This is a genomic window from candidate division KSB1 bacterium, assembly GCA_022566355.1.
Lineage (GTDB): Bacteria > Zhuqueibacterota > JdFR-76 > JdFR-76 > DREG01 > JADFJB01.
Genome location: JADFJB010000009.1, coordinates 1 through 17,865, shown reverse-complemented (window position 1 = coordinate 17,865; position 17,865 = coordinate 1). Strand labels below are relative to the sequence as shown.

The window sequence follows — 17,865 nt, the reverse complement described above, 5'->3', positions numbered from 1 at the left end:
CACCCTTCGACTCCGCTCAGGGTGTTACTTATTTTCTTGGCGGTCTTCGCGTCTTAGCGGTTCATGAATTTCTCAGGTTAATCAACCATAGTATTTAATTCTTTTCAGGTACTTTTGCAAATTTTCACGAATGTCGCCAAAATGATCGTGACCAAATTTGTCCAGCAGCGCTTTGGTTAGAATAAATGCAACCATTGCTTCGGCAACAACCGATGCTGCCGGGATCACTACGACATCTGAGCGAATGTAGGGCGCTTTCGTGGCCGAGCCGTCAAGCAAATCAATACTCGCTATGCCGCGAATCATCGTCGGGATTGGCTTGTGATAGGCGCGGACAATGATTCGCTGTCCATTGGTCATACCGCCTTCTATGCCGCCGGAATTATTCGTGCTTCGTTGAATTTTTCCATTTTGTATTTTGATTTCATCATGAACTTCACTACCGGGTTTATCAGCCCCTGCCAATCCCTCACCAATTTCAACCGCTTTAACCGAAGGGATGCTCATCAATGCCTGGGCAATTTGCGCGTCGAGGCGGAACTCCAAATGCTTAAACCCACCCAAACCAGGCGGGACATTTTCTACAAGTACTTCAACAATGCCGCCGAGACTGTTGCCTTCTTCGGTTTTGCTGTCGATTAGCTCTTTCATCTTTTGGTCAGCCTGTGGATCGCAGCAATAGAATGGCGAGACTTCGACAAGATTGCGCATTTGGGATAGGTTGAGGTCGGGTATATCCGGGGACACGGATCCCAATTGTTTAACATGGCCGAGGAGTTCAATTCCAAATCCTTTTAACAATAGTTGGCAGATGGAACCAATAGCCACCCGCATGGCTGTCTCACGAGCGCTGGAACGTTCGATGACCGGATTAAAGTCATGTTCCCAACCATATTTCCACGCCCCGGCCAAATCAGCGTGACCCGGCCTGGGAATAGTGCGTGGGCGAACTTGATCCTGGGATTTGCTCGCTTTGTTTTTTATGAGCAAGCCGATCGGCGCTCCGGTTGTTTCACCTTTCCAAACACCAGCGACAAACTCAATCCTGTCCTTTTCGATGCTCATGCGTTTACTGCGGCCATAACCGCCTTGCCGGCGCTCTAAAGTTTTGTTGATAAATTCTTCATCGATAGGAACATGAGCAGGGAATCCCTGTAAAATTCCGATAAGAAGTTCTCCATGCGAATGGCCTGCAGTGTGGTAAGTTAACATGGTTTTGGTTTATGCCTTAATTTTTCTATTTGATTGAATAACGTTTCGTGATAAGTGGACATCATCCCGAGAGAAAAAAACATTTAGCCACGGATTGACACAGTTTTCCACTGATCAAAAAAGAATCTTATGATAATTGCATAACACCATTTCTTCTAATTGTCTTTAACTCTGATAAGATAATCACCTTGTCATAAAGTCACAAGATTTTCTCAAGAACACTATCTTTTTAGTTAAGTACCTTTTCTAAGGATTCTACAACTTCCTCCACCTCAACTTCAAATCCCCAAATTTCCAATGACTTTGCCGCTTGCGCAGCCAGCATAGTCAATCCATTTTGAATCTTTGTGCCTTGTTTTTCTGCCTGGTAAAGAAATTTTGTTTTCGGCGGATTATAAATCAAATCAAATACCAATTGATCTTGAGTTAGCACATGAAATGGAAAAGACACTGCTTCATCTTCTTCCGGAAACATGCCGACGGGTGTCGTTTGTACAACCATATTGGCATCCTGGACATGTTTTTCTAATTCGGCTTGATCCAACGGACAAAATGAAATGTTTGTCATGGAAAAGATTGCGACAAAATCTCTTTGCCATTCGATCTTTCGATGATCTGTTCGAGAAGCGATAATTAACTTATTGCACCCCATTTTTGCCAGGGCGAAAGCAGCGGCACGGGCAGCCCCACCCGCGCCTAATAGTACCGCTCTTTTGATCGAGGTGAACTCCTTTGTCAGTTGCTCCAATCCATAGTTAAAACCAAAGACATCGGTGTTGTGTGCGATTAATTTTCCATTGTGGTTACAGATCGTATTGACGGCTCGAATCGCTTGCACCTCCGGAGAAAATTCGTCGCAAAAAGAAAGGATGGTTTGTTTGTGGGGAATCGTCACATTAAATCCCGAAATTGGCCGATGACGAACTTCAGAAATAAATTCTTTTAAATATTCCGGTTCAATAGAATATGGCTGATAGCTGCAATCCCAATTTTTAGCCTTTGCCAAACGGTTTATCATTGCCGGTGAGTGGCTGTGCGAAAGCGGGTATCCCAGGAGGCCAAGATGTTTCATTGCAATTTATTTAAAATCCGGACAGGATTAACATGATAAACACGATTTGTAATATGAAACTTCTGAAGAATTAAGAGAATGTCATCTTTGTAGCGGCCAAAAGATTTCTCGTCGTGAACTCCTCGAAATGACATCATTATAGGTATTTTTCAGAATTCTCTATATCTTTGCTATCCCGTAAATCCTGTCTAAAATAAATCATTTATTGCCAATTTGTTTCAGGATTTTAAAAAAGTCCGGGAAGGAAATTTTTACCCACTCATCACCAGCAAGTTTCGATTTCCCTTCTGCAATTGTAGCGGCTATAGCCAGGGACATCGCGATGCGATGATCTTTACAGGCTTCCAGTTTCGCTCCTTTTAATGGCGTTAACCCTTCAACAATAAAACCGTCCGGCAACTCATCTATATTGGCTCCCATTTTCCGAAGCTGCGGCACAAGAGCGCTAATCCGATCCGATTCTTTGACCCGGAGTTCTTGTGCCCCGGTAAGCTTTAATGTGCCTTCAGCCTGGGTTGCAACCACGGCCAACAATGGCAGTTCATCGATCATAGCCGGAATTTCCGAAACATCAACGGTGGTATTTTTTAATTCGGATGATCGAACCGTAATTTCCCCCACCAATTCCGGTTTATCTTCCAGGACTGTGAGACTGATATACCCACCCATGCGTCGCAGGACATCCAATAAAGCCGCTCGTGTGGGATTGAGATTTACATCGCTAATAGTAATTTCTGCATTCGGGTGAATGAGTCCTAGCGCTACAAAATAAGCCGCCGATGAAAAATCACCCGGAATTTTAAGTGAAAAAGCCGGCACTTTCGATGGTGAAATTTTATAGGTTAGTCGATTCCGTTCCAACGGCAAATTCAGCCAGGAGAAAAATCGTTCGGTGTGATCCCGGCTTGGGAATGGTTCTGTTACACTTGTTTCACCTTCGGCATTCAATCCGGCAAGAAGAATTGCCGATTTCACCTGCGCACTCGCAATCGGCATTAGATAATCGATACCGTGTAATTGTTTTCCTTGAATTTCCAATGGCAGAAGATCATTCGAGTTCTGACTGGTAATATCAGCGCCCATCAATCTCAATGGCTCCACAACCCGTCCCATCGGGCGTTGGCGCAAGGATTCATCCCCGTCGATCACAGATGAAAAGCTATGACCGGCTAATATGGCGGTCAAAAGCCGGGCGGATGTACCTGAATTTTCGCAGTCAAGAATAGCATCGGATGCTTTCAGACCTGCCCATCCCCTGCTAGTAATAACCATCAGGTCTTCATCCATCTGAATTATTTCGACGCCTAATTTTTTCATGAGACTTTGGGTAGTTTGCACATCATTCCCCGATGACAGACCATAAATTTCAGATATCCCCTCAGCCATCGACGCCAGAATCAAACCCCGGTGCGAGATGGATTTATCACCCGGAACAAAAATTTTACCGGATATTGTATTTGGCGATTTGATCTTAATCATAAAAAAATACAATTAATGATTTAATGAGAGATTGCTGAATATCTTTGCTTAAATTTAACCATGAGTTCCAACAGTTGATTTTCGTTAGAATTTTCCAGACTTTCAACCAATTTAGCAAGATTCTCATTAAACCGTGTCATTTCATTCAAAACTGCCTCGCGATTGCTGATCAAAATATCCCTGCCTAACTCGGCAGATCCGCCAGCTATGCGGGTCGTGGAAAGGAATCCGCTGCCAATAAAATCCGAACTGTAAACATCTTCATCGAGCATTCCGGCCAAACCCAGGGAAATCAATATGGGTAGATGGCTGGTTAAAGCTAGCGCCCGGTCATGTTCTTCGGGATCGATTGCTTTTGGAATAGCCCCGATTGCTTTAATCATATTGATGATGCAACTCTGGTCATCAATAGATTGGCTATTCTCCTGAACCCAGAAATAGGGTTTCCCGGAAAACAGGTTTGAGTCCCAGCCGGAATCCCCTTCCTTCTCCGTGCCTGAAAACGGATGCCCGCCAATAAACCGTATTCCGGGTTTTTTGCGGCTCTCTTCCATCATTTGAGTTTTGGTACTTCCGACATCAGTGTACAGTTTATCCGGATAGGTTTGAAAGCCCTTTCCCAGGATTAGGATATTTTCCAAAACCGGCGCTGCCAGGATAATCAAATCACCGGCAGATAAGGCCTCATCCAAATTCGAATACATGCAATCCAGGAAATCGCCAGCCTTTTGTAATCTGTCGGAATTAACATCAAATCCGCCAACCGTTTTGAAATAACCGGCTTTTTTAAGCGCTAATGCCAACGATCCTCCGATCTGTCCCAAACCGATAAGAACAGCTGTTTTTTCATCAGCCTTCATGCTGATCTCCACAAGGATAGCTGCCGAGTATCTTGACCATCTGAGCACGTTTGAGGATATTAAGCATGGCTTTTTCGACAGACGGATCTTCAATATGGCCTTCAAAATCAAGATAGAAGATATAGTGCCAGGGATGCTTGCGATCCGGCCGGGACTCGATTTTAGTTAAATTGATCTTGCGATCGGAAAACTCCTTCATCGATGCGACCAAGGCACCTGGTGCATGGCGTGTAGTAAAAAGGATTGAGGTTTTATTGCGTTTGCTGCGTTTGGAAGTTTGCTTGCTTAAAATAAAAAACCGGGTTGTATTGTGATCTATATCTTCAATATTCGAAGCCAATAGCTGAAGTTCATACACCTCGGCCGCATAATTACCGGCGATTGCCGCCGCCTTTTGTAAGCTTTCTTCTCGAATTCGCTTTGCGCTTCCTGCGGTATCCCAATCGACAATGGGCTTTAAGCCAAATCTCTTGATGGATTCTGCACATTGGGCCAGCGCTTGTGGATGAGAATAAACCGATTCGATATCTTTTAAATGGGTTTCCGGCAACGCCATCAAATTATGGTGAATCGGGAGATAAAATTCCCCGATGATACTTAATGTTGATTCCAGCAATAAATCAAATGTTTGAACAATCGTTCCGGCTATTGAATTTTCAGCCGGCATAAAAGCATATTCCGCTTTCCCGGATTCAACGGTTCTTACGACCTCTTCGAAAGTTGAGCAGCCTATGGTATGCACTTGTTTTTTGAAATACTGGTGGATAGCTTCCTGGCTGTAAGCGCCGTCAATACCCTGGTACGCAGCACGATAGGATTGTGATTGGTTGGTCAAAAATTTCTCCTCATACTGCGAATTTCTCTTTTGCCACTTCTTCGTTCTTCAGCGCACGAGAGATTGTCTTCAATTCATTCATCATGGTTTCGAATTCCTCGAAGTGCAAGCTCTGGGCGCCGTCCGACAACGCCTCCGCCGGATTCGGATGAACTTCCACCATCACACCGTCCGCACCTAAGGCCAACGCTGCTTTTGACAGTGGCGCTACCAGGGAACGTTTACCGGTTGCGTGGCTGGGATCGACGATAATGGGTAAATGGGACAATTCCTTAATCAATGCCACAGCCCCCAGGTCCAAAGTATTCCTGGTATAATTTTCAAACGTGCGAATACCACGTTCACACAAGATAACTTGTTTATTGCCCTCATTCATAATGTATTCTGCTGCAAGAAGAAATTCTTCTATGGTTGACATCATTCCTCGTTTTAATAAAACTGGTCTTTCACATTGTCCCACCGCACGCAGCAAAGGAAAGTTCTGCATATTCCGAGCACCGATCTGAATAATATCAACATATTTAGCAATAAGTCCCACATCCTGGGGCGCTAATACCTCAGTACACAATGGAAGTTTAGTGATTTCTTTAGCTTGCGCCAAAAGCTCCAATGCCTGCTCTCCCAAACCCTGGAAGCTGTATGGCGAAGTTCGCGGTTTAAAGGCACCGCCGCGCAGTACATTTACACCTTGCTCTTTCAAGAAATGGGCACACTCGAGGATTTGCTCCCTGGACTCAACCGAGCAAGGGCCTGCAATCGTCACAAACTCTTCGCCAAAAACCACATCATCAATTTTTATGCAAGTCGTATCCGGTTGAAATTCCCGCGAGGTTAATTTGAAGGGTTTCAATACCGGAATAACGGCTTCGACACCATCCAGGGCAGCAATTTTGTCTTTCGCTATATAACGGTCATCGCCAATCACACCGATGGTGGTTTTTTCCGTGCCCCTGGAAATATGGGCCTGAAATCCCATTTTTTTGATCTGTTCAACTACAGATGAGACGACTTTGTCTCCTTCTTCATTCTTAATCACAACGATCATTTTACCTCCTAAATTATAAATCATCCCGTAAAACCTTGGCCTCTCCTAAAAAGACATGGTTAATGTCTTCCAGGGATTTATTTGTATTGATCAGCATTAAAATTCGAACCACCTTCGCTAAGCTTCCTGGTACATCAATCTCTTGGGTGCAAAGCAGGGGGGTAAATTTCAAACCTAACCTTCTGGCTGCTTCCGCAGGGAAAGCCGCATTCAAATCTGCCGTTAGGGTAAAAAAGAGAGAGACGATGCTATCCATTTCGACCTCGTTGGCTTTCAACATCGCCTGCAGCAACTCCCGTGTGGAATCATGGATGCACGCGGTGGTATTCTCCCTCACACAATTGGCGCCACGAACGCCCCGAACAATTAGATTTTCATTCATACGATTATCCGTGTATTAAAATAAAAAACCCTCCCAACGAAATCGATTGGGAGGGTTCTTATAATAAATAAACCACTAATCTACTCCCAATCAGGGAAACCTAAAATAAAAATAATAAAAGGAGGAATTAGCAGTAAAATTTTTCATGGTTTTTTATATGTTGTTGATGATTGTGAATTTAGTGTAATATATGAACAATCAGATTAAAAGCAAGCATATTTTTTTTGAATATTAATGGTTAGATAGTGTCTGAACGAAAAGCACCCATTCTGTCATTCCCGCATGCTTTTAGCGTGAATCTAAATGCTTGGAATGATTAGATTCCGGCTCAAAAGATTACCGGAATGACACTAGTTGTTGAGTTTTCGATCAAACACTAGATAATCATTGGATAAATTAAAACAAAATCTACGCGAAAGAATTATTAAATATCAAACATCATTGTATATCTCCAAAATCTACAGTCTTCATATACTACCCACGTATATGATCTTTTTTTGAATTTCCTTGACAATGAGTTATACTATTGTTATACTTGATGCATGAAAACTGCGATATCAATTTCAGATGCATTATTCAAAAAAGCTGAAGAAACCGCCAAAAAACTTGGCATCTCAAGGAGTAGCTTGTTTTGTCGTGCTATTCAAGAATATTTAGAAAACCACATCCCTGCTGATATTACTGAAAAATTAAATCAAGTATACACAAAAGAATCAAGTGATATGGACCCCATTATAACCCGGTTGCAAGTTAAGACCCTTGAAAAGGAAAACTGGTAATGGTCAGGGGTGAAATATGGTGGGCATCACTTCCAAGTTCAGTTGCTTCGGAACCTGGCTATAGAAGACCAGTCTTAATAATCCAATCAGATTCTTTTACAAGAAGTAAAATAAATACAATAATCTGTGTGATTATTAGTTCTAATTTGAAATTAGCAGAAGCTCCTGGGAATGTACTTTTACATAAAAATGATTCAAATTTATCTAAAACATCCGTGGTCAACATTTCGCAGATTATCACCTTAGATAAATCATTTTTAACTAAATGTGTTGGGTCAATAAACAAAGCTTTTCTAAAAAAAGTTGAAATGGGTATTAAATTAGTTTTTGACCTAAATTAAAATTTAATTACTTTTTTTTAATAAAAGATAGCGCTAAAATATATTTTCCTGTAGTATTCAAGAATTATCGTCCCAAGGATTTGGTTCTCAGACAAGAAATGTATGCATCAACGCGGTAGATGCACTCTTTAATTTCTCCATAAAAAACAAATCTACAAACTAAACCAATAGCTAAACTTGGTAAGCAATACCCTGTGTTTTGTGTGAATTCCCCTTAGTGCGGTGTCTTGAATTTCATTATACACCAGGTAAAAATCACTACCCAGGTTTGGAATCCAGCGGACACGGAAATTCATGCTGATTTCATCATCGTTATTGTTCCATTGCAGAAAAAACCGGGCTGTAAGGCGAGTGTTGAATGCGATGTTCATTCGAGAAACAAGTTCCCGGGTCTTAAAGCTTCCTTCCCGTAAATCTGTTTTTGTATAGCGATATTCTCCACTGATCGACAGATGCCGGTTGAGGCGAAATCGGGTTTTCAGGTTGATCCCCTTTTGATCTCCTGAAAAAAATTCACCAAAATCATAACTGATTTCTGTAGAAACCAGCCGACTGCGATTCGTTTCAAATTTTAATTGGTAGCTAAGCGCATCATATCTACCAGGTGCAATTTCGATATCCTGAAAAATATCAAAAGAAGAATCCAGGTAATCGTTCTTTGTTTCAATATTAAACTCAAATTCATCGCCGCTTTGAAAAACCAAACCAATAGGACGAAATGTAATTCCGCCAGAATCCAACATACCATCATAATCTGTATTATAAAAAGCGCGGAAATTGAGTTGTATTTTGCGCAGGTTGAACATCTTGGGTCGCGGCGCCAGGTTAAAAAATCCGAACCACATGCGAGCCCCGGTTCTACGCACATAACCCAACTCCGGATTAAAATCTTCGCCTATCTGGGCATAGGAGAGATTTGCATTCACCAGGTCGTTAGGATAACTTAAACTTAAGTTTAAAGCATTGCTTAGAGAATTTGTTTTCGGTGAAAAACTCTGCATATAATAGGATGAAAAATTCAGATTTCGATTGCCACGGAATTTACGTGTTCTCATACTCAGATCGAATCCCACAACCTGGTTAGTGGATGATTCACTTCCGGGTGATTTGTGCGTATAAATCATGCCGAAATGGGACTGTTCGAATATATTTTTCTTGAAACGAGCCACATTGTACTGTGTGCCTGGGGTTTCACCGGTATCACGCGTTCGAATGGAAAGTAGTCCAATGTCGTTATTTCCTACTTTACCGGTAATTCGTCCGCCAGCAAGGATTGAAACCGGCTCTCGATCTTCACCAATGCCGATTCTACGGCTGTAAAAAGCCAAAGCGCGGAAGCGGCTCCCCATGGTAAAATTGGAAGCATTTTCGAGAAAGAAATCGCGTTTTTCCGGGAAGAACAAGCTGTAGCGTGTTAAGTTAATTCTTTCCTGATCAGCTTCAACCTGGGCAAAATCTGTATTGACGGTAAAATCAGAAGTTAATGTTGGGGTTAGTGTATATTTCGCATCAAAACCTATTTTACCCGTTCCACCGGTTTCAAAATCATATTGAGAAAAACCTTTTTCATATCCTGAAGATAAGTATGGAAGAACCATAAAGTTACGCTCTTGTTTAATCTTGGACGGCATTTGCAGTTCGCCAGCAGCACCCAGTTGAAATATACCCTCGTTTCGTCGCCAGCCCTGCCATAGTATTTCTTCATTTTTGCGGGCGATTTCGCGGCGAAAATTCACACCCCATGTTTGTTTATCTTGTTTTTTAAATCGCAACGTTTTAAAAGGAATGACAATCTCGGCGCTCCACCCTTTATCGGTGATTTGTGTCCGAACATCCCATACACCATCCCAGTCCTTATTCATCCCTCTCCGACCACTTGATCCAACCTGTGCATCGAACTTGGCGCCATTAGGATTAATGGCAAAGTAATAACCACTACGTTTATCGTTGAAGGTATCTAAAATGATGGAAAAATTATCGTCCCGGCCCAGTTCGGAATCGCGTTCCATTTCTTTAGCAATAATGCTTCCCGGAGCTGAATCATAACAAATAACTCCGATATATAAGTTATAATCGTCAGTAATAATTCGTACTTCCGTACGTTCTGTTGCAACGGCACCTTCATTGGGTTCCCGCTGAAAGAATTGATCGATAACACGAGAATTTTTCCAGGCAACTTCATTGAGATATCCATCTAATTTTGGCGATTCTTTAGCCTCACTTGCTATTATTTCACTGGACAAATTTATGTCATCAGCTCGAACTGGCAAAATAACAGTAGAAAAGATTACCAGCAAAACTGAAACTAAAATCAATCGTCTTAAGAAATTTGTTTTTGTAAAAAAAAGCATAATTGGTTAGTATATCCTTTTTTTTCAGCGAAGTCAATGGATTTGATAGAATTCTCTTAATCAAAACTAAAATTTGATATTTTATAACATCGGAAATACATTCACCTAATATTAAAAAATTCTTGCTTTTATGAATTTTTTTCTATAATTAAATGCCTTTCCAAAACTTACTTGCTTATATCGACCGGTTTGGAAATCCTTAACATAAAAAATAAATCACAAAATACAAAGGTTAAAATTTATGCGTCTTTTATTCAACAAACCAACGATTGTCCTGCCCTTAATGCTTGTTATTTCATTTCAGATAAATTGTGCCAGCCAAAAAGCATTGTTTTCGCCTTTTACCCAGCATTTATTGAAGCAATTGGAAATTGAGGCTAAAAATCAAGCCAAAAACCCTACTCCATCAGACAAAATCCAAAAAGATTTTCTCATAAAAAACGAAAATGGCGTTTATGTGATTCATGGAAATATTGTTGTCGAACTGACATTTAAGGAATCGGATTTAAAACCGCTGAAAATTAATGTAAATACAAAATTAGACCAACGTTGGACAGTCGTAATCCCCCTAACTTCCCTGGAGTCACTTGGGAGTATAAAAGGCGTTAATTATATCGAGATAGATGTGCCGATTAAAAAGAAATAAAATTATCACTTACCCTATTATTCAGAAGCTCGTTCAAATTTCATCAATTCTAAAGGAGATCGCATGAAAACAATCAAGTTTATCCTAATATTTAGTTTGTGCATGGTATTTGCTTCGAAAGGGCAAACACAGGATCGATATTCTGCCGTAACAAAACGATTCCTCACACATGTCGAATCGAATATAAAAAAGGCCCAGCTTTATAAACGGCCTTTGACATTTTCCAAAAGTGTGATGAAAGAATTTTTGGTCAAAAAAATAAATAATGACCTCATTGTGCGAAGTTTGATGTTAGTAAATTCTGGCCTTAACGAAGCCAATTTGTCAGATTTGGGAATTACCATCAATAGCAAAATCGGGAATATCTGGACGGCTGAAATTCCGGTTCGATCACTATCGCAATTAGGAAAAATAAGAGGATTGGATTTTATCGAGATCGATACACCGGTTAAGACAAAATTAGATTCAGCTAGGGCCGACACCAAAGTAGATTTGGTCCATAATGGAATTGGTTTACCCCAATCTTACACTGGTGAAGGAGTCATTGTAGGAGTTATAGATGGTGGTTTGGATTTTACTCATCCGACTCTTCAGGATCAAAATGGCAATCTCCGCCTCACACGTGTCTGGGATCAGGCAGACGATTCCGGGACGCCTCCTGTCGGTTATTCCTATGGCTCTGAGTATGCTGACCCAGCCGAAATTTTATCGCAACAAGGGGATACAGAAGCGGACCAAGCCTCTCACGCAACCCACGTTACTGGCATTGCGGCTGGCTCAGGCAAAGGTTCTAGTGGTATGTATGGCGGTGTGGCGCCAGGTGCCGAAATTGTGTATGTCCACGTTGGTGGTGGCAGTGGTATCATAGATGGCGTAGCTTACATTTTTAATTACGCAGCTTCTGTGGGCAAACCCGCAGTCATAAATATGAGTCTTGGAACTCATATCGGTCCTCACGATGGCACTTCATCGCTCGATCAAGCCTTTGACACACTTGCTGGTCCAGGTAAAATATTAGTCGGTGCAGCAGGAAACGAGGGCAGCACACCTCTTCATATATCTCACACTTTTAGCAGTGACACCATTGCCACCGCTGTTGAGCTTACAGATAATGGTACGGGATTTTTAGAAACAATAGTGGAGATTTGGGGTTCTCCTAATAGTGATTTTTCCGTTGCGGTAGCCCTTTTAGACACCACCACAGACGAGCATCTTGGCAGCTCTGAATATTTTGCCGCAAGCAGTGCAGTCTTCGGTTCCGTTAATATTTATGAATCCGATGGAGATACTGCCAGTGTTTCAGTTGCGGCTGTTCCAAGTTCGCCTACGAATCAAAAACCGAATATCCAGCTGCAAATGAGTAATAATACAACACATGTGATGGTTCTTGTACTAACAAGTGCAAATTCCACCGTTCATATGTGGAACCACGGGGATGGAAACGGATTACCGTTTTCAGACCTGGGAGATCCAGATCTTCAAAATGGCAACACGGATTATACGGTTGGCGAGATCGGTGGGACTTCTAACAGTGTAATTACAGCCGGAGCCTATACCACCAAAACTATGTGGACTGACATTGATAGCAGTACCCTGGGTATTTCCGCGACACTTCATAACATTGCTGATTTTTCCAGTCGAGGCCCAACAGCAGATGAAAGGGTGAAACCGGAAATTACAGCGCCAGGATCCATGTTAGCTTCAGGAGGCTCTTCTTTCGATTTTACTTTAGACTCACAGAATATTGTTGCAAGAGTTGATAATGATTGGCCATATGTTATGCAGCAAGGAACTTCCATGGCGTCGCCGATGACTGCTGGCATTGTCGCTTTAATGCTACAAGCAAATTCGACCCTGACAAAATCTACCATTACAAGTATCTTTGCCAAAACTTCCAGAACGGATGCATTTACTGGCTCAATTCCTGTGGGAGGCAGTAATACCTGGGGCTATGGAAAAATCGACGCCCAGGCTGCAATTGCAGAAGCTGCAAGCTTAACTTCTGTTGCTGAATCCGATATTCTGCCGTTACAATTTCATCTAGCAAATAATTATCCAAACCCGTTTAATCCGGTAACAACGATTTCGTATACTTTACCATACAGTGAGTTTGTTTCTTTGAAAATCTATAATATTAACGGCCAGGAGATAGCCACACTCGTGAATCAGCATAAAGAAACCGGCCGACACATTGTTACTTTCGATGCAGAGAATTTACCTTCTGGAGTTTTATTCTATAGAATATCTGCCGGTCATTTTAATCAGATCAAAAAGATGGTAATCGTTAAATAGAAAAAATGTGTAAGGATTAAAAGCCCGATTTATTTCGGGCTTTTATTTGATGGGATGGAGCTTATGATTTTGACAGAGATTAAATTCCTGACATTATTAATTCCTATGCAACTGATAGATAAAATTGGTCACAATGTAAATGAATTGAATGCAAATTATCTTAAAAAACCGATGAAACGTGAGGGTGCTTTTCTTGAAATTCGATAGATAAAACAGAACGGGATAGAATGAAAATCTAGTAATAATGTATTTTTTAATATTATTCAGGAATTGGATAACTGCAAAATAAGTAAATTAAAATATTTTATGTTAAATAACGTTTGACTTTTGCCGAGAATTTATTAGATTAATGACAATAATTACTAATTGAATCCCCGGAGGTTTTATGAAAAAGTTTGTATGCCTTTTTTTACTTTTATTATTACCTATGATGGCCTCAGCACAACTTAAATCGGAGGATGGAATCGATGTTAAAGATGTTCTGCGCTTTGGGATAAATCCAATAGGACTGGTCTCAGGTTCGATATTCAACCCTGATAGATTCCACATGTCGCAAAGTTATTCTGTCTCTTTTATGAATTATGGTAATAACTCATTAAGCCGCACCATGTATTTAAATACCATGACATATCAAATCTCAAATCCGTTGAGTGTTTCTTTGCAATGGGGTCTTCAAATGAATAATAATCTTAGCTCTAATAATAAATTGGGCCTTCGACCAAACTTACCTTTTAATAATGGTTTATTCATTTCAGGGGCTCAACTAAAGTATGCTCCATCTGAAAATACAGAGTTTAAGCTTGAATTTCGGCAATACCCCGGGCAATATCTGTATGGTATGCCTTATACTTTTAGATGAAAAGGAGAACACAAGCGGGATAATTAATTTCAGTTGATGAAATACTGTCATTCGATTTGCAAACCCCCTTCACTACTTTATTTTTAACCGAGAGAACCTCTCGGTTATTTTTTTTGACTTTCAACTAGTTATGTATGCGAAAGACTAAATATTGCGAAGAACTCGTATCCAACCAAAAAACCAAGCTCTAAAAAAAAGAACACCTCGAAAGCGTACTTCCAAACCGCCAATGTCTCTGGCAGAATTATTGTTGAATTGGGTGATTGTAATATTAATCGTCCTGATACTGGGATTTGTGGCTTCAATAATCTGGAAATACACTTTTGCGAAAAAAAACATCTTCGCCCAAGAACCTACGGTTTCACAAAGGCAAACGGTTACAAAAAGGATCCGGGTAGAAGTACTCAATGGCTGTGGTGTTACAGGGGTCGCCATCCAATTTACAGATTATTTGCGATCACAAGGATTTGATGTAGTGATCACTGAAAATTATCGTAGTTTCGATGTGGATTCGTCGTTTGTGATTGACCGGGTTTCTTTGAAGTCTGAAAACGCACTGCAAATAGCCAGAAGTTTAGGGATTCCCGATAATCTTGTAAATGCCATTTTAAGCGACGATTTGGCAGTAGAAGCTACAATTGTATTGGGAAGTGATTATACTAATTTAAAAGGCTATTCCGATGTTGCTCAATAATACAGAGGCTGTATGAATTCAAGTTTAATAGAAATAGAACCTGTTAAAAACTCAAGAATGAAAACTGCTGTTACAGTAAGACGTCAATCAAAGAGACTGGCACGACAGTTAGCTAAGTATGCTTTAGAGAAAAAAGCTGATAAAATTCTGATCATGGATCTTCGTAAACTTACGACCATGACAGATTTTTTCGTAGTATGCTCAGCCGATTCTGAAGTCCAAGTAAAATCCATTTGCGACCATATTGAATTTAAGATGAAAAAACGGAAAATGAAGGCTCTAAACCGGGAAGGTTATACAAACTCAAAATGGGTTTTATTAGATTATATCGATACGATAGTGCACATTTTTCACAGAGATACAAGAGATTTCTACAGTCTTGAAACTCTTTGGGGAGATGCGAAATTCGAAGAGATTAGCGAAGAGCCGGAAGTAGTTTCTTCACAGGAAGAAAGTAAACTAAAATAGAAAAAAAATGACAGCCGAAGAATATCTACGTACAGCCATTCAGAAATCGATTCGCAATATATCCAATTCGGATAGTAGCGATATAAAAATAGAATTGGTACGGACTCGCTCTAAGGAACATGGTGATATTGCGACAAATGTGGCAATGAAATTAGCAAAACAACTTAAAAAAAATCCAAGAGAAATTGCTACATCGATACTCCAAGTATTAGAACTTGACAAAAATTTCATCTTGAAATCAGAGATTGCCGGGCCTGGATTCATCAATTTCTACTATAATCCAAACTGGATCTATTGCAAATTGGAAGAAATATTAAAAGCAGGTAAGGAATTCGGGCACAACAAAATCGGAGCTGGTAAAAAAGCGCTAGTCGAGTTTGTTAGTGCAAATCCGACCGGACCGCTAACCATCGGGCATGGTCGTCAGGCTTGCCTTGGCGACTCCATTAGCAATATATTAGCTGCATGCGGCTACGAGATAGATCGAGAATACTATTTCAATGATGCCGGCAGACAAATGCGGGTGTTGGGCGATTCGGTTCGTCTTCGCTACCTGGCATTATTGGGTGATAAAATCGATTTTCCGGAAGACCATTATCAAGGCGATTATATCATTGATATTGCAAAAAACTTAAAAGTTAAGTTTGGTGATTCAATCCGGAAAGACTCTGAAAATTCAGTTTTTAAAGAAACAGCCGAACAATCCATTTTTCAAGATATTAAGAACACGCTACAAAGATTGGGCATTGAATTCGATAGTTATTACAATGAAAAATCTTTATATGAAAACGGTGAAATCGACCAGGTAATAAGTGATTTCAAACAAAAACACCTGACTTATGAAAAGGATGGAGCAATCTGGCTAAAAACAACTGAGTTAGGTCTGGAGCAGGACCGTGTGATCGTAAAAAGTACAGGTGAGCCGACTTATCGATTACCCGACATTGCATATCACAAAACCAAGTTTGAAAGGAATTATGACCTGGTTGTGGACATATTCGGTGCAGACCATATAGCAACTTATCCGGATGTCATTGCAGCCTTGAAAGCTCTCGGCTATGATACATCCATCGTCAAAGTCCTCATTCATCAGTTTGTAACTCTAACAGAGGGTAATGAGAAAGTAAAAATGTCCACACGCAAGGCAAATTTTGTAACGCTTGATGAATTGATGGATATTGTGGGTGTAGACGTAACGCGCTATTTTTTCTTAATGCGAGGTATGAACACACATTTGAATTTTGATCTTTCCCTGGCGAAGACACACTCAGATGAAAATCCGGTATTTTATATTCAATATGCCCATGCCCGCATTTGTAATATTGAGAAATTCGCCCTTAATCAAGGAGTTATATTCGACAAAACAGCTCAATTTGAATTGCTGAAAGAAGAAGTCGAACTGAATTTGATTCGCAAGATGATCGATTATCCTGGTACTCTACTTCGCCTTCACGATACTTTGGAACCTCAAAATTTAACGCAATATTTGACCGAGTTATCAGCCAACTTCCACAAATTTTATTTCGATTTTCGAGTTGTTACAGACAATGCCGACCTTTCCAAAGCTCGGTTAGCCTTAATTTCTGCCGTAAAATCGGTTTTGGCAAACGGTCTTGAAATTCTTGGCATTTCTGCACCGGAAAAAATGTGAAAATAATCTGCTTGTTTAGGTACAAGTATTTTATAATGATGGAGTTAAAATGAATTCATTGCTTGTTGTTGGTTCTCTCGCTTATGATACTGTTGAAACATCAAATGGGAAATTTGACAATTTATTAGGCGGTTCGGCCACATATTTTAGCGCCGCAGCCTCCTTTTTTTCACCGGTTCATGTTGTCGGGGTCATCGGCGATGATTTCAAAGAAGAAGATTTAGAGTTCTTTAAAAAGAGAAATGTTGACTTTAGCGGTGTAGAAAAAGAGAGTGGCGAAACATTTCGTTGGAGCGGCAGATATTCACTTGATTTTTCAAGTCGGGAGACATTGTTTACTCACCTGAATGTCTTTGAGCATTTCGATCCCAAAATTCCTGAATCTCTTCGCAAAACGCCATTTGTGTTTTTGGCAAACATCGGTCCGCAATTACAGCTGAATGTTCTCAACCAGATAGACCAACCCAAATTTGTCGCATTAGACACTATGAATTATTGGATAGATCGGAGTATCGATTCGTTAGAAGATGTCATTTCCAGGGTTGATGGCCTAATCATCAATGATGAGGAAGCCAAACAACTTACCGGTAAGACCAACCTCGTGACCGCAATGCTTTCTCTTCAGCAGATGGGCCCGAAGGTAATTATTGTCAAGAAGGGAGAGCACGGTGTTATGATGCGAATGAATGATGAATTCTTCTTTTTACCTGCTTTTCCAGTGGATAAAATCGAAGATCCTACCGGTGCCGGAGATACATTCGCCGGGGGTTATATGGGATATTTAGCCTATTCCGATCACCTGTCGGAATTAGCGCATCGAAATGCAGTCGTATTTGGCAGTGCATTGGCTTCACATTTCGTGGAAGGAATTGGGCCAAAGAAATTAAAATCGATTTCAA

At 40.7% G+C, this 17,865-nt stretch carries 17 protein-coding genes; 9 read left to right on the top strand and 8 right to left on the bottom strand.

Annotation, left to right across the window (positions count from 1 at the left end; all coding sequences use genetic code 11):
- Positions 1 to 81: 81 nt before the first annotated feature.
- The 7 genes from aroC to aroH all read right to left on the bottom strand — a co-directional run bounded on the left by aroC (position 82) and on the right by aroH (position 6,885).
- The gene (gene aroC / locus IIC38_03065) at positions 82 to 1,212 is read right to left on the bottom strand and encodes a chorismate synthase (GenBank protein ID MCH8124928.1); all 1,131 of its coding nucleotides are present in this window, start codon (positions 1,210 to 1,212) and stop codon (positions 82 to 84) included.
- A 229-nt stretch (positions 1,213 to 1,441) separates the two neighbouring features.
- Positions 1,442 to 2,284 carry a shikimate dehydrogenase gene (aroE, locus tag IIC38_03060; protein MCH8124927.1) on the bottom strand — a complete coding sequence of 281 codons (843 nt, stop codon included), beginning with the start codon at positions 2,282 to 2,284 and terminating at the stop codon, positions 1,442 to 1,444.
- 198 nt (positions 2,285 to 2,482) lie between these two features.
- Complete coding sequence (gene aroA, locus IIC38_03055; GenBank protein ID MCH8124926.1) at positions 2,483 to 3,763, bottom strand: 3-phosphoshikimate 1-carboxyvinyltransferase; 1,281 nt, start codon at positions 3,761 to 3,763, stop codon at positions 2,483 to 2,485.
- Positions 3,764 to 3,783: 20 nt separating this feature from the next.
- On the bottom strand, positions 3,784 to 4,623 hold the full coding sequence (locus IIC38_03050; protein MCH8124925.1) for a prephenate dehydrogenase/arogenate dehydrogenase family protein: 840 nt from the start codon (positions 4,621 to 4,623) through the stop codon (positions 3,784 to 3,786).
- A complete protein-coding gene (gene pheA / locus IIC38_03045; protein ID MCH8124924.1) occupies positions 4,613 to 5,458 on the bottom strand; it encodes a prephenate dehydratase in 846 nt (281 codons plus the stop codon). Before pheA ends, IIC38_03050 begins: the two co-directional genes overlap by 11 nt.
- A gap of 10 nt (positions 5,459 to 5,468) precedes the next feature.
- Positions 5,469 to 6,503, bottom strand: a complete 1,035-nt coding sequence (gene aroF, locus IIC38_03040) for a 3-deoxy-7-phosphoheptulonate synthase (GenBank protein ID MCH8124923.1) — start codon at positions 6,501 to 6,503, stop codon at positions 5,469 to 5,471.
- Between the two features lie 13 nt (positions 6,504 to 6,516).
- Positions 6,517 to 6,885, bottom strand: a complete 369-nt coding sequence (gene aroH, locus IIC38_03035) for a chorismate mutase (GenBank protein ID MCH8124922.1) — start codon at positions 6,883 to 6,885, stop codon at positions 6,517 to 6,519.
- Positions 6,886 to 7,427: 542 nt separating this feature from the next.
- Between aroH and IIC38_03030 the strand changes: the two genes are divergently transcribed.
- The gene (locus IIC38_03030) at positions 7,428 to 7,664 is read left to right on the top strand and encodes a ChpI protein (GenBank protein MCH8124921.1); all 237 of its coding nucleotides are present in this window, start codon (positions 7,428 to 7,430) and stop codon (positions 7,662 to 7,664) included.
- A complete protein-coding gene (locus IIC38_03025; protein MCH8124920.1) occupies positions 7,664 to 8,005 on the top strand; it encodes a type II toxin-antitoxin system PemK/MazF family toxin in 342 nt (113 codons plus the stop codon). Before IIC38_03030 ends, IIC38_03025 begins: the two co-directional genes overlap by 1 nt.
- Positions 8,006 to 8,157: 152 nt before the next feature.
- Here IIC38_03025 and IIC38_03020 read toward each other — a convergent pair whose 3' ends face one another.
- A complete protein-coding gene (locus IIC38_03020) occupies positions 8,158 to 10,356 on the bottom strand; it encodes a carbohydrate binding family 9 domain-containing protein (GenBank protein MCH8124919.1) in 2,199 nt (732 codons plus the stop codon).
- 241 nt (positions 10,357 to 10,597) lie between these two features.
- On the opposite strand from IIC38_03020, the gene IIC38_03015 reads away from it, so the two are divergent.
- The 7 genes from IIC38_03015 to IIC38_02985 form a co-directional block, all read left to right on the top strand.
- Entirely contained in the window at positions 10,598 to 11,002 is a 405-nt protein-coding gene (locus IIC38_03015) for a hypothetical protein (protein MCH8124918.1), read from the top strand.
- A gap of 63 nt (positions 11,003 to 11,065) precedes the next feature.
- Entirely contained in the window at positions 11,066 to 13,294 is a 2,229-nt protein-coding gene (locus IIC38_03010) for a S8 family peptidase (protein ID MCH8124917.1), read from the top strand.
- A gap of 385 nt (positions 13,295 to 13,679) precedes the next feature.
- Complete coding sequence (locus IIC38_03005) at positions 13,680 to 14,153, top strand: hypothetical protein (protein MCH8124916.1); 474 nt, start codon at positions 13,680 to 13,682, stop codon at positions 14,151 to 14,153.
- Positions 14,154 to 14,304: 151 nt separating this feature from the next.
- Entirely contained in the window at positions 14,305 to 14,847 is a 543-nt protein-coding gene (locus IIC38_03000; protein ID MCH8124915.1) for a LytR C-terminal domain-containing protein, read from the top strand.
- Positions 14,848 to 14,904: 57 nt separating this feature from the next.
- On the top strand, positions 14,905 to 15,315 hold the full coding sequence (gene rsfS, locus IIC38_02995; GenBank protein MCH8124914.1) for a ribosome silencing factor: 411 nt from the start codon (positions 14,905 to 14,907) through the stop codon (positions 15,313 to 15,315).
- A 7-nt stretch (positions 15,316 to 15,322) separates the two neighbouring features.
- A complete protein-coding gene (locus IIC38_02990) occupies positions 15,323 to 16,966 on the top strand; it encodes an arginine--tRNA ligase (GenBank protein ID MCH8124913.1) in 1,644 nt (547 codons plus the stop codon).
- A 49-nt stretch (positions 16,967 to 17,015) separates the two neighbouring features.
- Positions 17,016 to 17,865 (top strand): sugar kinase (locus tag IIC38_02985; GenBank protein ID MCH8124912.1); only part of this gene is annotated, 850 nt, incomplete at its 3' end.

Bases quoted from the DNA above. Each gene is read 5' to 3' on its own strand.
- aroA (MCH8124926.1), bottom strand. From the start codon at position 3,763: ATGATTAAGATCAAATCGCCAAATACAATATCCGGTAAAATTTTTGTT.
- aroF (MCH8124923.1), bottom strand. From the start codon at position 6,503: ATGATCGTTGTGATTAAGAATGAAGAAGGAGACAAAGTCGTCTCATCT.
- IIC38_02990 (MCH8124913.1), top strand. From the start codon at position 15,323: ATGACAGCCGAAGAATATCTACGTACAGCCATTCAGAAATCGATTCGC.
- rsfS (MCH8124914.1), top strand. From the start codon at position 14,905: ATGAAAACTGCTGTTACAGTAAGACGTCAATCAAAGAGACTGGCACGA.
- aroH (MCH8124922.1), bottom strand. From the start codon at position 6,885: ATGAATGAAAATCTAATTGTTCGGGGCGTTCGTGGCGCCAATTGTGTG.
- IIC38_03025 (MCH8124920.1), top strand. From the start codon at position 7,664: ATGGTCAGGGGTGAAATATGGTGGGCATCACTTCCAAGTTCAGTTGCT.
- aroC (MCH8124928.1), bottom strand. From the start codon at position 1,212: ATGTTAACTTACCACACTGCAGGCCATTCGCATGGAGAACTTCTTATC.
- aroE (MCH8124927.1), bottom strand. From the start codon at position 2,284: ATGAAACATCTTGGCCTCCTGGGATACCCGCTTTCGCACAGCCACTCA.
- IIC38_03050 (MCH8124925.1), bottom strand. From the start codon at position 4,623: ATGAAGGCTGATGAAAAAACAGCTGTTCTTATCGGTTTGGGACAGATC.
- IIC38_03015 (MCH8124918.1), top strand. From the start codon at position 10,598: ATGCGTCTTTTATTCAACAAACCAACGATTGTCCTGCCCTTAATGCTT.
- IIC38_03005 (MCH8124916.1), top strand. From the start codon at position 13,680: ATGAAAAAGTTTGTATGCCTTTTTTTACTTTTATTATTACCTATGATG.
- IIC38_03020 (MCH8124919.1), bottom strand. From the start codon at position 10,356: ATGCTTTTTTTTACAAAAACAAATTTCTTAAGACGATTGATTTTAGTT.
- IIC38_03030 (MCH8124921.1), top strand. From the start codon at position 7,428: ATGAAAACTGCGATATCAATTTCAGATGCATTATTCAAAAAAGCTGAA.
- IIC38_03010 (MCH8124917.1), top strand. From the start codon at position 11,066: ATGAAAACAATCAAGTTTATCCTAATATTTAGTTTGTGCATGGTATTT.